12 protein-coding genes are annotated in these 14,647 nt (G+C 50.0%); 5 read left to right on the top strand and 7 right to left on the bottom strand.

Annotated features, from left to right (window positions below; all coding sequences use genetic code 11):
* The first annotated feature begins 113 nt into the window (after window positions 1–113).
* Complete coding sequence (locus ACO0LD_RS05220; protein ID WP_423004437.1) at window positions 114–1,370, top strand: AI-2E family transporter; 1,257 nt, start codon at window positions 114–116, stop codon at window positions 1,368–1,370.
* Between the two features lie 62 nt (window positions 1,371–1,432).
* Here the strand turns inward: ACO0LD_RS05220 and ACO0LD_RS05215 are convergent, their stop codons facing one another.
* A complete protein-coding gene (locus tag ACO0LD_RS05215) occupies window positions 1,433–1,933 on the bottom strand; it encodes a winged helix-turn-helix transcriptional regulator (protein ID WP_423004435.1) in 501 nt (166 codons plus the stop codon).
* 65 nt (window positions 1,934–1,998) lie between these two features.
* On the opposite strand from ACO0LD_RS05215, the gene ACO0LD_RS05210 reads away from it, so the two are divergent.
* The gene (locus tag ACO0LD_RS05210) at window positions 1,999–2,487 is read left to right on the top strand and encodes a nuclear transport factor 2 family protein (RefSeq protein WP_423004433.1); all 489 of its coding nucleotides are present in this window, start codon (window positions 1,999–2,001) and stop codon (window positions 2,485–2,487) included.
* Between the two features lie 177 nt (window positions 2,488–2,664).
* On the opposite strand, the gene ACO0LD_RS05205 is transcribed toward ACO0LD_RS05210, so the two are convergent.
* Window positions 2,665–2,892: a hypothetical protein gene (locus tag ACO0LD_RS05205; RefSeq protein ID WP_423004431.1), complete on the bottom strand. Its 228-nt coding sequence runs from the start codon at window positions 2,890–2,892 to the stop codon at window positions 2,665–2,667.
* 230 nt (window positions 2,893–3,122) lie between these two features.
* Here ACO0LD_RS05205 and imuA point away from each other — a divergent pair, with 230 nt between their 5' ends.
* The 3 genes from imuA to ACO0LD_RS05190 are packed head-to-tail and all read left to right on the top strand — an operon-like array spanning window position 3,123 to window position 8,491.
* A complete protein-coding gene (gene imuA / locus ACO0LD_RS05200; RefSeq protein ID WP_423004429.1) occupies window positions 3,123–3,851 on the top strand; it encodes a translesion DNA synthesis-associated protein ImuA in 729 nt (242 codons plus the stop codon).
* Complete coding sequence (locus tag ACO0LD_RS05195) at window positions 3,796–5,307, top strand: Y-family DNA polymerase (protein ID WP_423004427.1); 1,512 nt, start codon at window positions 3,796–3,798, stop codon at window positions 5,305–5,307. Before imuA ends, ACO0LD_RS05195 begins: the two co-directional genes overlap by 56 nt.
* Before the next feature lie 19 nt (window positions 5,308–5,326).
* Window positions 5,327–8,491: an error-prone DNA polymerase gene (locus ACO0LD_RS05190; protein WP_423004425.1), complete on the top strand. Its 3,165-nt coding sequence runs from the start codon at window positions 5,327–5,329 to the stop codon at window positions 8,489–8,491.
* Between the two features lie 29 nt (window positions 8,492–8,520).
* On the opposite strand, the gene ACO0LD_RS05185 is transcribed toward ACO0LD_RS05190, so the two are convergent.
* The 5 genes from ACO0LD_RS05185 to lpxB form a co-directional block, all read right to left on the bottom strand.
* Window positions 8,521–9,822: an AAA-associated domain-containing protein gene (locus ACO0LD_RS05185; RefSeq protein ID WP_162058960.1), complete on the bottom strand. Its 1,302-nt coding sequence runs from the start codon at window positions 9,820–9,822 to the stop codon at window positions 8,521–8,523.
* A 42-nt stretch (window positions 9,823–9,864) separates the two neighbouring features.
* Entirely contained in the window at window positions 9,865–11,598 is a 1,734-nt protein-coding gene (locus ACO0LD_RS05180; protein ID WP_423004423.1) for an ABC transporter permease, read from the bottom strand.
* 350 nt (window positions 11,599–11,948) lie between these two features.
* Window positions 11,949–12,623, bottom strand: a complete 675-nt coding sequence (locus ACO0LD_RS05175) for an ankyrin repeat domain-containing protein (protein WP_423004421.1) — start codon at window positions 12,621–12,623, stop codon at window positions 11,949–11,951.
* 20 nt (window positions 12,624–12,643) lie between these two features.
* Window positions 12,644–13,423, bottom strand: coding sequence for a TatD family hydrolase (locus ACO0LD_RS05170; RefSeq protein ID WP_423004419.1), 780 nt, complete (start codon window positions 13,421–13,423; stop codon window positions 12,644–12,646).
* Between the two features lie 63 nt (window positions 13,424–13,486).
* Window positions 13,487–14,647, bottom strand: a complete 1,161-nt coding sequence (gene lpxB, locus ACO0LD_RS05165; protein WP_422949884.1) for a lipid-A-disaccharide synthase — start codon at window positions 14,645–14,647, stop codon at window positions 13,487–13,489.

The following is a 14,647-nucleotide window of genomic DNA, read 5'->3' as shown; positions in this document are numbered from 1 at the left end:
CTACCAGGAAAGTCCGTTATGATAAGGCTTATATATTGGGGCTGACACAATAAGGCTAACATTAAGCAGGTTTACGGAACTTCTGCAGGATAAACAAAAACATAAGCGCTGATATGACAAAAGCTCCGGAAAAATTTGCGCAAAAGACCATTGCCCCAATGCCGAAGAAAACTATTCGCATTGAATTAGCAAAATCTACCATTGTTGCCATCGTCGCCGTGGTATTAGGTTTTGCACTCCTCTCGCAACTGGTTCCCGTTATCCTGGTATTGATCACAGCACTGATGCTGGTTGGCACCCTTAACCCGGTTGTCGACTGGCTAGAGCGTCGCAAAATTCGCCGTTTTGCGGGCATAGCGATCGTATTTACCGTGTTGATGGTGGTTTTGATCGCTTTAGCTGTTTTCACGGTACCGCCGTTTATTGCCCAAGTCGTCAGCCTCATTCAGCAAGAACCAGAATTGCGCGGTCGACTGATTAAATTTCTCGCTGCTTATCCATTCACTGCCTCCCTGGCGGATGGCTTGCGGCATATTCAATACGCTGCGCTCTTCAAATCCTATAGTAGCGAAGCAATGGCTTTTTCAAGAGGTTTTTTCGAAATTGTTGCGTATGGCGCAGGAGCATTCTTTCTTGCCCTGTACATTATGATAGACCGCGACCGCTTACGCGGTGCATTGTTTGCCGTAATACCTCGTGCTCACCATATCAAGCTGGCGCGCATCATGCTCAATCTTGAGACCATCGTTGGCGGTTATGTGCGCGGCCAGGTTCTGACTTGCGCCATGATGACGGTTTTTCTGTTCATTCTGCTCACCGCCTGCGGCGTACCGAACGCAATAGCGATTGCGGCTTTCGGCGGGATTGTGGATGTACTTCCCTTCGTCGGAATTTTTCTTACCATGATACCCGCAGTGCTGGCAGCATTGGCCGTCAGTGGAGTTGCCGCAACCGTGGTATTCGTACTATTACTTTGTTATGAAGAGTTTGAAAGCCGGATATTAATTCCAGTCGTCTATGGACGCGCGCTACGCTTGCCCTCTTCCATAGTGCTGTTCGCGCTGATCGCCGGTGGGTCCCTGTATGGTATTGGGGGTGCCTTGCTCGCATTACCTGTTGCGGCGACACTGCTCATGCTGATTGATGAGTTGAAAGTCGAACTGCCGGGTGAAAGCCTGCAGCCCAAAGATCTGGCCGTGCAAAGAGATGACATCGTTGGCGAGGCTGAATACCTGCGCCGTACGGACGGCATGCCCGCTGAAGCGGCAGCTGGAATCGCACTCGAAATTTCTGGAGATAGAAAGCTCAGTGAGGAAGATAGAACGGCAAAAAATTCAGTTCCAGTTGAGAATGCGATTGAGAATACTTAGGCTGACGCAAATCCAGCAATTTTTACTTGATGCTGCGCTATTTTGTCGGCCTTGCCCTCTCCCTATTCTGGTCGACCCAGGACTAGCCCCATTAAGGCGGTGCCTGGTGTTTCCTGGCCACCTGGCCCGGCTTCAAATCGTATATCTTCAAGATGTAATTCTTCTTTACACATGGCGCAAACTGGTATGGCACTAGTGACGTGACCGCAATGTTTATGGCGTACCAGTAAAGGCTGCTGCCCTTCCGCCGTGCGCCACTTATCTCCCCAAGCGGTCAGTGTCAGTAATACTGGATACAAATCCTGCCCTTGCTGCGTCAGGCTATAACGCCAGACGCGTTTGTCCTGCGCATCGGTCTGCCGTTCAACTATGCCCTGCTCCATCATTTTTTTCAGGCGGGCTGTCAGGATATTTGATGCCACGCCAAGATTGCGCTGGATATCGTCAAAGCGTTCAAACCCCAGAAACAGATCACGCAAAATCAAGAGGGACCACCACTCACCAATGACTTCCAGCGTGCGGGCAATCGAACAGGAAAATTCGGAAAAAGAACTACGCTCCATAATTTAGCTTGCTTGATGCAAGTTAACTGTTTACATTACTTGCATTATGCCAGTGAAAGTCAACCATGTATGCTTATATCGTCGAGAACAAACTCCGCAAAACCTTTGCTGCCATCAACGCAGGCGATGTGAGCCTGATGCTGGATAGCCTGGCCGCTAATTTCACATATCGCTTTGAAGGAGATTCACCAATTTCTGGCTTACGCAATTCACGTGCGTCCATGGCTTTGTGGTGGGAACGCTTATACCGCCTGTTTCCGGGCTTGCATTTTGAGGTAAAAGAAGTTGCTGTAATCGGGCCGCCCTGGGATACCCGCATCCATGCGGTGCTGGATTTTATCGTGCCGCACCAGCCAGATGGCCCCTACAAGAATGTAGTGATGCAATTCATGCGCATGAGCTGGGGGAAAATCACCTACGTCCATACTCTGGAAGATACCCAGCGTTGCAGCCGCTACCTGGCCTGGAGCACAGCACAGGGATGCGAAGAAGCACTGGCGACTCCCATTACTGATCAGAACTGGCCTGGACCCGGCCCTTTCTTGCGTGTTTAAGTCTTACATTTAGATTCTAGATACCTAAATGCGTATCCTCTAAAGATTTCCATCAATGACAGCAGGTCTTTGCAGCAAACAATACGTCCAATATGGCGCATATGTTTGCTACAAACTCCTGCTCGCTCAATACGGGAAGATATTTAATAATCAGCTTAAGTAAGCATGATCAATTGTTCACCAGTTTGCTTTGGACAAAATAATCAGCCATTTACGGAACACCAGCATTTCCAGATGGCCAGCTTGTATGCCTGTACTGCAATCCAGTATAGGATTGACATAGTAAGAACGCTGCCGGAAGTCACGGCACACAAATATTTCGCGACGACCCAGGCGCATCAAAAATGATGTCGGGGCGAACTGCAGGCTGAAGCGTGTATCAAAAGACTGTTCGAGGTTTGCCATAATTTCAATCTCCATATCGGTTGGTATGTGATAGAGGAACGGTCATCAAGACAGCCATGCGTTCATCCATGAGACGAACTCTAACACAAACTACTGTATGTGCAATCAGCATTGTGTAACACTGTGGTTTTCCTATCTCGTCTCTCAGTCAGGCAACTCAAGCGCATAAAATAAACTTTGAAGTCTATCGCCATATTACATATACTGTATATTTAATCAGTATATGTAATATGGCCCACGTTTCCTCACTTTCCCCTGAACGCATACACCCAGCATTATGGCGTGCGTCGCAGCTGGCGCGTGGTCAGGGTGGTTTTATGCCCAGTGGCTATGCTGAGCTCAATAATGAACTGCCAGGCAATGGTTGGCCACAGGGGCAATTAACCGAGATTTTGCTGCCGCAGATTGGCACTGCCGAACTCAGCTTGCTCAAACCAGCCTTAAGTCAACTTGATGGGCACCCCATTGTTTTGCTGACACCGCCTTATATACCGCAGGCATTGACTTTTTCATGCACAGGCTTACAGGCATCGCAGTTGATATGGATACGTTGCCACAAGCATGTTGATGCCCTATGGGCGGCAGAACAGGTGCTGCGCAATAGCAGTTGTGGCGCGCTGTTGTTCTGGACATCAAGCATTCGCAGCGAAGCTTTGCGTCGTTTGCATCTGGCAGCGCAAAGCTCGGAGACTTTATTCTTTTTGATGCGTGACATGCGGGCGGCACAGCAAGCCTCTCCGGCCCCTTTACGATTGAGTGTGCAAACAAGTCAATATGGCCTGGAGCTGGGCATACTCAAGCGCCGTGGCAACCAGCGCGATGCACCACTGGCATTACATGTGCCCGATCATCCTTATTTGCATGCCTATGCTCACCCAGGCAAAGAAAAACTTGCGACAAACTATGGCAACTTGCCCACCACTGTGGATAGCCGTTCACCTGCCTTTACTCCAGCTTGAGGTCTTTGTCACTCCCTTGTTTGCTCAGCAAGAGACACAAGTCAGTGTGATACTCCATCAAGGCCGGGTGACATCCATGTCTGAATCTGCCGATCATGCTGGCATACGCCTGGGCATGCGCGCAGGCGGCGTACAGATGCTGTCTGCCGATGCTGATTACTATCAACGTGACCACAATAAAGAACAGCTGGCACTGCAGGCAGTAGCAACTGCGTTGCTGCAATACTCACCGCAAGTCTGTCTGGCAGAAGACGATTGCATACTCGTTGATATCAGTGCCAGCCTGAGCTTGTTTGGTGGCATACGTGCTTTGCGTAAACGCGTGCAGGAAAGCATGCGCATTCTGGGCTATACAGCAACGACAGGCATTGCTCCCGTTGCCAGGGCTGCCTGGCTATTGGCGAAGCAGGCATCGCGCAAACTACCCAGAGGGCAGCATGTTTTTAAACTGCAAAGATTGAGCCAGCGCCTGGATAGGCTACCAGTCAAATTACTCACCGCAGCTGAACCTTTGACTGAATTATTACAAGGCATAGCCTGCTATAGCCTGCGGGATTTACGGCAATTACCCCGCCCCGGCTTGCAGAGGCGTTGCGGCAAGGCTTTACTCATGGAGCTGGATCAAGCCTATGGTGAGCAGGCCGAAGTACACGAATGGTATCTGGCAGCGCCAGAATTCAAAGTCAAAATCGAATTGCCTGACCGTATAGAGCTGGCAGATTCACTACTTATCTTTGCCCGCAGCCTGCTGGCCCAATTATTGGGATGGCTGGCTGCGCAGCAATTGGCGGTTACGCATATACACATGGAGTTATTGCATGAACGTGGTCGCCAGGCCATCCCGCCCACCATGTTTGATCTGCAACTGGCACAAGCATGCTGGCAAGAATCGCATCTGCTCAGCTTGTTCAAAGAAAAACTCAGCCAGCTCAAACTGCATAGTGCCGTCATCGGTATGCTGCTGGAAGTAAAACAAACTATCTTGCGCGAAGCACAAAGCTATACCTTGTTCCCTGAACCCGGTGGACAGGCAAATGAGCATAAGCGTTTGCTTGAACTCCTGGTTGCCCGTCTGGGCGAAGGCAATGTCTTGCAGCCAGCGCCACAGGCAGACCATAGGGCGGATATTGCCAACCACTGGATTTCTGTCATCAAGAAAGCTCCACCGCCCTGCCCGGCGCCCGCTTTGGCAGCTTATGCATTGCGCCCCAACTGGTTATTGCCGCAGCCGCTGGCGCTGGACATTCACGAGCATCGCCCTTATTACGGCTCAGAACTCAAACTTGTTTCTCCTGCTGAACGTATAGAAGCAGGTTGGTGGCATGAACAAATACAAACCCGGGATTACTACATCGCTGTCGATAAACGCCATGTGCGTTACTGGATTTATCGCGAGCGTGCCAATGATCCCGACAGTGAAGAACCTGTCTGGTTCTTGCACGGCATTTTTGGATAGCATTTTTGGATATATCGACATGAGTGCCTTCCTGCCCGAATATGCCGAATTATTTTGCATGAGCAATTTCAGCTTCCTGCATGGGGCATCACATTCGGAAGAGCTGGTGGCGCGCGCCATTAAACTGGATTATCGCGCCCTGGCCATTACCGACGAGTGTTCGTTTGCTGGCTTGGCAAGAGCATATACAGCAGCAAAAAATACCGGTTTGCACCTCATCATCGGTGCCCACTTCAAACTGGAAGATATAGAAGCACCTGAAAATAATGTGCATCTGATTGCCCTTGCACAAAACCGTGAAGGCTATGGCAATTTATCTGAAATGATCACTCTTGGCAGATGCCGGTCGACCAAGGGTAGTTACTTATTGACACCCAAGGATTTCGTCACGCCACCGCCGGGTTTGGAACATTTGTCTGGTTTGCCAGATTGCCTGGTGATACTAATACCGGCCTACCCTGCAGAAAACAAGGCGCTACTGAAACAGGCCAAATGGATGAAGCAAAACTTCCCTGGTCGCGCCTGGATAGGTTTGAATTTGTTGATGCAAATTGCAGATGAATATCAAAAACAGCAAGTTGATGCGGTAGCTGAAGCTGTGCAATTACCCGTGGTTGCCATTGGCCAGGTCACCATGCATGTACGTTCACGCAAGCCCTTGCAAGACACGATGACTGCCATACGCTTATGCCAGCCCATCACTGAATGTGGTTATACCCTGGCGATGAATGCAGAACAGCACCTGCGCTCACGCCTGCGACTGGCGACGATCTATCCGCTGCATACTCTGGCCGAAACTGTGAAGATTGCTGAACTGTGCAGCTTTTCATTGAATGAATTGCGCTATGAGTATCCGCACGAACTGGTGCCAAAAGGATATACGCCTGCCAGTTACTTAAAGTTTCAGGTCTATAAGGGAGCTGATCTGCGTTATCCGCAAGGTTTGCCCTCATCGGTAAAAAACAAAATAGAGCATGAGCTGCACCTGATCAATGATCTGGCTTATGAACCTTATTTTTTGACGGTGTTTGATATCGTCAATTTCGCCAGACAAAAAGAAATACTCTGTCAGGGGCGAGGCTCGGCTGCAAATTCTGTCGTCTGTTATTGCCTGCATATCACCGAAGTCAATCCAGAGACACATACCCTGTTGTTTGAGCGCTTCCTGTCCAAAGAGAGAGGGGAGCCGCCAGACATTGATGTCGATTTTGAACATCAGCGTCGGGAAGAAGTCATGCAGTATATCTATGATAAATACGGACGTGACCGTGCTGCCATAGCTGCTGCTATACACACATACCACCCACGCGGCGCTTTGCGTGATGTGGGGAAAGCCTTGGGCGTAGACCTGGCGATCGTCGATGCCGTGGCAAAATCGCATCGCTGGTTTGATAGCAAGCAAGAGTTATTCAAGCGTTTCACTGAATGCGGCCTGGACACCAATTCTCCCATCGCCCAGCAATGGGCTCTGTTGACAGGGAAATTGCTGCGTTTCCCACGTCACCTATCCCAGCATAGCGGTGGCTTCGTCATCGCACGCGGCAAATTATCCAGGCTGGTGCCCATAGAAAATGCAGCGATGGAAAAGCGCAATGTGATTCAATGGGATAAGGATGATCTCGAATCCCTGGGCTTGCTCAAGGTTGATGTGCTGGCCCTTGGCATGCTGTCGGCATTGCGGCGGGCTTTTGATTTGATGGCTAGCTTGCCAGGTAAACCTAAGTGCATGCAGGATGTGCCACGCGAAGATACTCTGACCTATGACATGATCTGCAAGGCAGACACTGTCGGGGTGTTCCAGATAGAGTCCCGGGCGCAGATGAGTATGTTGCCGCGCTTGAGGCCCAGAGAATTTTATGATCTGGTAATACAAATTGCCATTGTGCGGCCCGGACCTATACAAGGCGGCATGGTGCATCCCTATTTGCAAAGACGTCAGGGCAAGCAACCTGTAGAAATGCATGAAAACCCGGGCATGCGGGCTGCGTTGCAACGCACGCTCGGGATACCCATTTTCCAGGAACAGGTCATGCAAATCGCCATGCATGCGGCAGACTTTACGGCGGGAGAAGCGGATGGCTTGCGCCGTGCAATGGCAGCCTGGAAACGGAAAGGTGGTCTGGAAGGCTATGAAACGAGGATAGTAGAAACCATGGTCAAGAATGGTTATGAACGCAAATTTGCGCAAGGAATCTACGAGCAAATGAAAGGTTTTGGTGATTATGGTTTTCCTGAAAGCCACTCAGCCAGCTTTGCCATCCTGGCGTATTTCAGTAGCTGGATCAAACGCCATGAACCTGCGGTGTTTTTATGTTCGCTCTTGAATTCTCAGCCCTTGGGGTTTTATTCGCCTTCGCAATTGATACAGGATGCGCGTCGCCATGATGTGCAAGTCAGTGCCATTGATGTGACCTGTAGCGACTGGGACTCTTCACTTGAAACAGAGACACAGTTCAATAAATTTACCGAAACCCTGCAGCCCACCGTGCGCATGGGGTTTTCGCTGTTGTATGGCATGTCCGAGGAGGCTTCCTCGCGTATCATGCAGGCACGTCAGGAACAGGCCTTTGTTGATGTGCATGATCTGGCAAAACGCGCACAATTAAGTCAACATGATTTGCATGTACTGGCTGCAGGTAATGCATTGTCAAGCCTGGCCGGACATAGGAGGCAGGCACTGTGGCAGGCAGTAGGTGCAATGCCGGACAAGGATTTGTTGCGTGTTACCAGCATACAGGAGCAAGTGCCGCAACTGAAAGCCCCTTCAGAAGCTCAGGAGATTTATAGCGACTACCATGCGACCGGATTCAGCCTGCAGCGTCATCCCCTGGCTTTGTTACGGCCACAGTTGCTGGCCAAACGTTTCTTGCCTGCAGAAATGCTGAATACCTTTCAGCAAGGGCAATTTGCACGCGGCTGTGGTCTGGTTACGGTAAGGCAAAGACCACAGACGGCCAAAGGCGTCATCTTTATCACCATAGAAGATGAAACCGGCCCGGTGAATGTGATTATCTGGCCAAATGTGCTGGAAAAACAGCGCAGTGAAGTCTTGAGTGCACCACTGCTGGGCGTATATGGTATCTGGCAATGCGAAGCCGAAGTCAGGCATCTGGTTGCCAAACGCCTGGTGGATATGTCGCATCTTCTGGGACAATTGGAAGTAGGCAGCAGGAATTTTTGCTAAGCTTCCCCTGCTCTGTAAATACACAACATCTACTCCTGGTTATCCTCAGGCAAAGTCAGGCGACCAGTATGATAATCATATTCATAAACCTCGCCATAGCGCCCCCATTCGATGGCGACTTCGAGTACCCGTTTTGCTTCGTCAGATTTCAAAAACTCTTCCAGCAAATCTATCAGCGGTTGTTCAGACAGGCTGCCACTGGTTTCCGACTCCAGATTACGGCGTATATGTGCTGCCAATGGCACATGGGTCAGCAATTGTTGGCCAAACAATTCCTGCTTTTGTGCCTGCTCTACTTCTACATATTTTTTACCCAGCGGCGTCAGCATGATGTCGCCTTTTTCCAGCACGGCAAAGCCCAACAGGCTCAAAGCTTCATAAGTCGGGAATAATTCTTCATCCGACAATTCAGCTTCCTCTGCCAGTTGCGGCAAGTCGGCACGGCCATTGAATGGTGCTTCTGCCAGCAAATCGAGAATACCTTCGATACGGCTGACGTCCGTCTCTGGCAGGCGATAACCCATGTGACGGGCATTTGGCGTATCAGCGGCTGCCTCATGAGTGGCGCGCATGGTCATCAAGCCATATACTTCATCAATCAAGGCGCGGACTTCCAGCGAATCCACATCACGCGGCCTGGGCAGGTCTATCTTGATTTCACATCTTACTGAACCGGGGTCGCTGGACAGAATAATGATGCGGTCTGCCATCATGACGGCTTCTTCAATATTGTGAGAAACGATCAAAATGCCCTTGGTCGATATACGGTCTTCTTCCCACAATTCCAACATGTCATTACGCAGGGTTTCACCTGTCAACACATCCAGTGCAGAAAAAGCTTCATCCATGAGCAGCACATCAGGATTGGTGACCAGTGCCCTGGCTATACCCACACGTTGTTTCATGCCGCCAGAAAGTTCACGTGGTAAGGCACCACCAAAACCGGCCAGGCCTATCAATTCGAGAACCGCGTCAGCCCTTTGTTCACGCTCTGCCGCTGGCACACCCTGGGCTTCGAGACCCAGTTCCACATTCTGTTGTACAGTCAGCCACGGGAATAAAGCAAAGGACTGGAACACCATCGCTATGCCTGCTACTGGCCCACCAATTGCCTTGTCGCGATAAGCCACTTTGCCTGCATCTGCTGGTATCAGGCCAGCCATGATGCGCAGTAAAGTGGATTTACCGGAACCGGATTTGCCCAGCAAGGCAACGATCTCGCCGTCCTTGAGTTGGAAATCAACCTTGTCCAGTATCAGGCGCGATTTACCATCTGCTGCTTTAAAGGATTTGGCGACTTGATTCAGATCGAGTAATAAATTTTGAGTCATCTTGAATTCCTTGATGAATGATCCAGGCGTAAGCGCTATGGCTCAACGCAGGTGGTCTTCGGCCAGCAAATACAATTTGCGCCAGAAAAAACGATTGAGCAGCATGACGAATACGCACATCACGCCTATGCCCAAAGCAATACGGTGAAAGTCCCCGGTCTCTGTCATTTGCTTGATATAGCTACCCAATCCATCGGCCACCAGCGTGGTTTTACCCCAAGTGACATACTCAGCCACGATACTGGCATTCCAGGAGCCGCCACTGGCTGTGATTGCGCCGGTGATATAGCTGGGGAACACGGCCGGTAAATACACGCGCTTCCACTTCAGCCAGCCTTTCAAACCCAGGTTATCTGCAGCCAGCCGCAATTCATTGGGGATGGTGGCAGCACCAGCCACGACATTGAACAGGATGTACCACTGTGTACCAAACACCATCAAAGGGCTGAGCCAGATATTTGGCGTCAGTTTGAATGTCACCATGGCAAACACCACCAAGGGAAACATCAGGTTGACCGGGAATGCTGCCAAAAACTGCGCCATCGCCTGCACTTTTTGCGAATATTGTGGGCGCAAACCTATCCAGACGGCAACCGGCACCCAGAACAAGGAAGCCAGGGCAATCAACAACATGACACGCACCAGGGTAATCAAGCCCAGACCCAGCACATGTAAAACCTCGGCCCACCCCACCACACTGTGTATGAAAATGAACAGGCTGTACATGGCAAAAACAGAGGCCAGCAACAAAACTGCATCCAGTACTTTAGGCCAGGCCGGATGGGTAAAGCGCTGATTTACCTGCACGGTCGTACCATCACCTTGCACACTAAACCATGACAAGCCACGTCCAAGAAAAAGCCAGAACCTGGCTATCCATGCACGGAATAAACGGCTGCTGCGCATCCAGTCCAGCAACCATGATTGCTGTGCCGTGTCACCTTGAGTCTCTTCAAAGCGGAACTTGTCAGCCCAGGCCAACAAGGGACGGAAAAACAATTGGTCATACAGCAAAATACCGATCAGCATGGCGGCAATTGCCCAGGTGATGGCCATGCCGTCCCTGGCTTCAATCGCTACCGCAATATAGGACCCTATGCCTGGCAATTTAATGTCTTGCCCTGCGACAGAAATCGCCTCGGCAGCGACCAGGAAAAACCAGCCGCCGGACATGGACATCATCATATTCCACAACAAGCCAGGCATGGCGAATGGCAATTCCAGACGCCAAAAACGCTGCCAGCCAGACAACCTGAATATCTGCGCCGCTTCTTTCAATTCAGGCGGCACATTGCGTATGGATTGATACAGACTGAATGCCATATTCCAAGCTTGAGAAGTGAAAATCGCAAAAATGGCCGCGCACTCCACGCCCAGCAAATTACCCGGGAACAAGGCAATAAAAGGAGCAATCGCTATCGCTTGAAATCCAAGAATAGGCACGGATTGCAAGATATCCAGCGCCGGTATCATGACTTTTTCAGCTGCCGCATATTTGGCCGCGACAGCCGCAAAGATCAAACTGAAAATCAGGGAAAAAGCCAGCGCCGTGAACATGCGCAAGATGGTGCGCAATAAATAATAAGGCAGATAAGAGGGATCAAGGCTGATTTGCAAAGCCTCGCCTACGGCGAAAGGACGGCTCATCTGCATGGCGGCAAATGCAAAAATACCCAACAAAGCCAGTACTAAAGGCAGCAAGGCCCAATCCCAGCGATTTGGGCCTTTATCCCCGGTGACAACATCACGCCCTTGTTGACGGAACAATTCAAACATGAATGCTCCTCAGCTCAATCAACGCGATAGCAAAAAAACGGCACATAGCATACCTCCTGTCACAAACATCAAGTCTGGACAAAGATGAACTGCGCGGCTGCGCACATGCATGCTGGCTATAGCCAGCGCCACGCAAAATTTAAAACAGGGGTAAAAGTAGAGAGCAGCATGACTGCTGCGAAAGACTACTACCCGCCAGATGGCAAGGTAGCAAGAGAAAATCTGTGCTTACATTGCCAAGTTGAATGATGATCGACAACTATAACTGTCCACAGATGTGCTCCGAAAATGAGATGCGCGAACTTTAACATAGACTTTGTTTTGCAGGCAAGATGTTGCGGCGCAAAAACCTATTTTTTAACGGCTTGCATGCGTTCTTTCAGAACGGCTGCAATTTCTCTCTGCTCGACTTCTACTGCAAAGTCTAACGCGGTCAAACCCAAGTCATTCTTTAAAGTGGGATCAGCCCCTTCTTCCAGTAAAAGATTGACGATAATATGCTTGCCCGAGCGGGCAGCCATCATCAAAGGGGTAGTTTTGTTTGGTGATTCGGCATCGATATAAGCCGATTTTTCCAGTAATAAAGCAACAATATCTTTATTGCCACCCGCTGCCGCATAGTGCAAGGCACACCAGCCGACTTGATTAATCTCGGCACCATGCTCAACCACGGCCTTAACAAAGGGGAAATTGCCAAGATAGCTGGCCAACATCAAAATGGTGTCGCCATTACTGGCCCTGGCTTCAAGTTTAATATCTTTACGATCAAGCAAGAATTTGAAAACTTTTTTTGAATCTTCACGCAAAGCGATCATCAACAGGGTTTCGCCACGAATTGCTTCTGTGATATTCACACTCACACCACCTTGCAATAGTTCATTAACCTTATCAACCTGATCAAAGCGTACAGCAAAAATCAGATCTTCCTGCTCATTAGCAAAAGCACAGGCACAAGATAGCCACAGCAACAAGCAAGCCAGGCAACGCAGATGAAATTTTCTTGATGAGAACAATGCAAAGGACAAGGCTGTTTGCATATCAGGCCTTAATGGGCAAATTGAAACAGTTGGAAGAAATTCCTGGTCGTGGTCTCTTGCACTTCTTTAACAGAAATACCTTTTAAATCTGCCAGAAATTCACCCACATGCCGCACAAAACCAGGTTCATTCATTTTGCCGCGATGTGGCGCTGGTGCCAGATAAGGTGAGTCAGTTTCTATCAAAATGCGGTCCAGCGGCAAGGCTCTTGCCACTGCCTGTAAATCTTTGGCACTCTTAAAAGTCAGAATACCGGAGAAGGAAATATAAAACCCCAGATCCACTGCCGCTTGCGCTACTTCCAGTGATTCAGTAAAGCAATGCATGACACCGGCCACACCACCTTGCGCGGTACCTGCACCCTCTTCTTTCATGATGCGGATAGTATCTTCAGCCGCTGCACGAGTATGAATGATCAAGGGCTTGCGGCAAATGCGCGAGGCACGGATATGCTGCCTGAAACGCTCACGCTGCCATTCCAGATCACCCTTCAATCTGAAATAATCGAGACCGGTTTCACCGATGGCAATAATTTTTTCATGATCCGACAGCCTGACCAATTGCTCTGCCGTTGGTTCTTCTGTCTCTTCGTAATCAGGATGCACGCCTACGGATGCATAGATGTGCGGATACTGTTCAGCCAATGCCAGCACTTGTGGAAAATCAGGCAAATCAACCGAGACGCATAGCGCATGGGTCACACCATTTTCCTGCATCTTGCTCAATATCTCGGGCAAACGTTCAGCCAACTCGGGGAAATTGATATGACAATGGGAATCAACGTACATGCTTGCTACTCTTAAAGAAATTTGATGCAATGAATAGTCAGTAAATACCTGAGGCAAACAGCCTCAGGATGCTGAAATCAATTGTAATACGGCTTGCGCCGAGACGTTGGCAGTGTCGCGCAAGAGGGAGTGATGCATATCGACGAAGCGTTGTTTCAGGCGTTCCTGCAAGGCTTCGTCACTTAACTGCTGCCACAATGCGTCAGCCATCGCATCTGGTCTGGCGGCTGACTGCAAAAATTCTGGCACCAGGAATTCACGTGCGAGTATATTCGGCAAGCCTATCCAGGGTTGGTAACCCATGTGTCGCAAAATCTGCCATGAAGCTTCCATCATCTTGTAAGCAATCACCATGGGCTTTTTGAACAGCGCCACTTCCAGTGAGGCAGTGCCTGATGCGACCAGTACCGCATCTGCTGCTGCAATGGCAGTATGAGAACGGCCATCAATCAGCAACACCGGCACGTTATCCAGCTTGGCATCGACCACCAGCTTGATGTAATAACTACGCTGCTTTTCACCAGCCATAGGCACGACGATTTGCAAATGAGGATCACGCTGGCATAGTATCTTGGCCGTCTGGATAAAGGCTTCAGTATTGTATTTGATCTCGGACATGCGACTACCCGGCAAGATCGTGACCACCCTGGCGTTTTTATCCAGGCCAAGCTCGTCCCTGGCGGCTACCATGTCCGTTTCCATGGGAATGACTTGTGCCAACGGATGGCCCACATAAGTCACCGGTATGCCTGCCTTGCGGTATATCTCTTCTTCAAATGGAAACACCACCAGCATGTGGGAAACTGCTTCAGCAATCTTTTTGATGCGTCCACCACGCCAGGCCCAGATCGATGGGCTGATGTAGTGCATGGTTGGAATGCCGGCACGCTTTAACTGGATTTCCAGATCCAGGTTAAAGTCTGGCGCATCAACGCCGATGAAGACATCCGGTTTTTCCAGCAATAACTGTTCACGCAATTGCTTGCGTATGCCACTGATTTCGCGATAATGCGCCAGCACTTCAAACAACCCACGCACGGATAGTTTATCCATGGGCCAGTCGTTGATGAAACCATGCTCAGCCATGCGCGGACCGCCTATGCCATGCATGTGCGCATCAGGCAAGGCCGGGCGCAAGCCTGACAGGAGGCGGTTGGCAAGCATGTCGCCGGAAGTTTCTCCGGCTACCATCGCAATAATGGGACGATTAGCTTGATTCGTCAC

Source organism: Undibacterium sp. Ji83W (genome assembly GCF_049340385.1).
Taxonomy (GTDB): Bacteria; Pseudomonadota; Gammaproteobacteria; order Burkholderiales; family Burkholderiaceae_D; genus Undibacterium.
The sequence above is the reverse complement of the archived record's forward strand: the minus strand, read 5'-3'. Positions and strand labels throughout refer to the sequence as shown.

Coding starts and splice junctions, on each gene's coding strand:
- ACO0LD_RS05185 (WP_162058960.1), bottom strand. CDS start 9,822: ATGACTCAAAATTTATTACTCGATCTGAATCAAGTCGCCAAATCCTTT.
- ACO0LD_RS05220 (WP_423004437.1), top strand. CDS start 114: ATGACAAAAGCTCCGGAAAAATTTGCGCAAAAGACCATTGCCCCAATG.
- ACO0LD_RS05205 (WP_423004431.1), bottom strand. CDS start 2,892: ATGGCAAACCTCGAACAGTCTTTTGATACACGCTTCAGCCTGCAGTTC.
- ACO0LD_RS05215 (WP_423004435.1), bottom strand. CDS start 1,933: ATGGAGCGTAGTTCTTTTTCCGAATTTTCCTGTTCGATTGCCCGCACG.
- imuA (WP_423004429.1), top strand. CDS start 3,123: ATGGCCCACGTTTCCTCACTTTCCCCTGAACGCATACACCCAGCATTA.
- ACO0LD_RS05195 (WP_423004427.1), top strand. CDS start 3,796: ATGGCAACTTGCCCACCACTGTGGATAGCCGTTCACCTGCCTTTACTC.
- ACO0LD_RS05190 (WP_423004425.1), top strand. CDS start 5,327: ATGAGTGCCTTCCTGCCCGAATATGCCGAATTATTTTGCATGAGCAAT.
- ACO0LD_RS05170 (WP_423004419.1), bottom strand. CDS start 13,423: ATGTACGTTGATTCCCATTGTCATATCAATTTCCCCGAGTTGGCTGAA.
- ACO0LD_RS05180 (WP_423004423.1), bottom strand. CDS start 11,598: ATGTTTGAATTGTTCCGTCAACAAGGGCGTGATGTTGTCACCGGGGAT.
- ACO0LD_RS05210 (WP_423004433.1), top strand. CDS start 1,999: ATGTATGCTTATATCGTCGAGAACAAACTCCGCAAAACCTTTGCTGCC.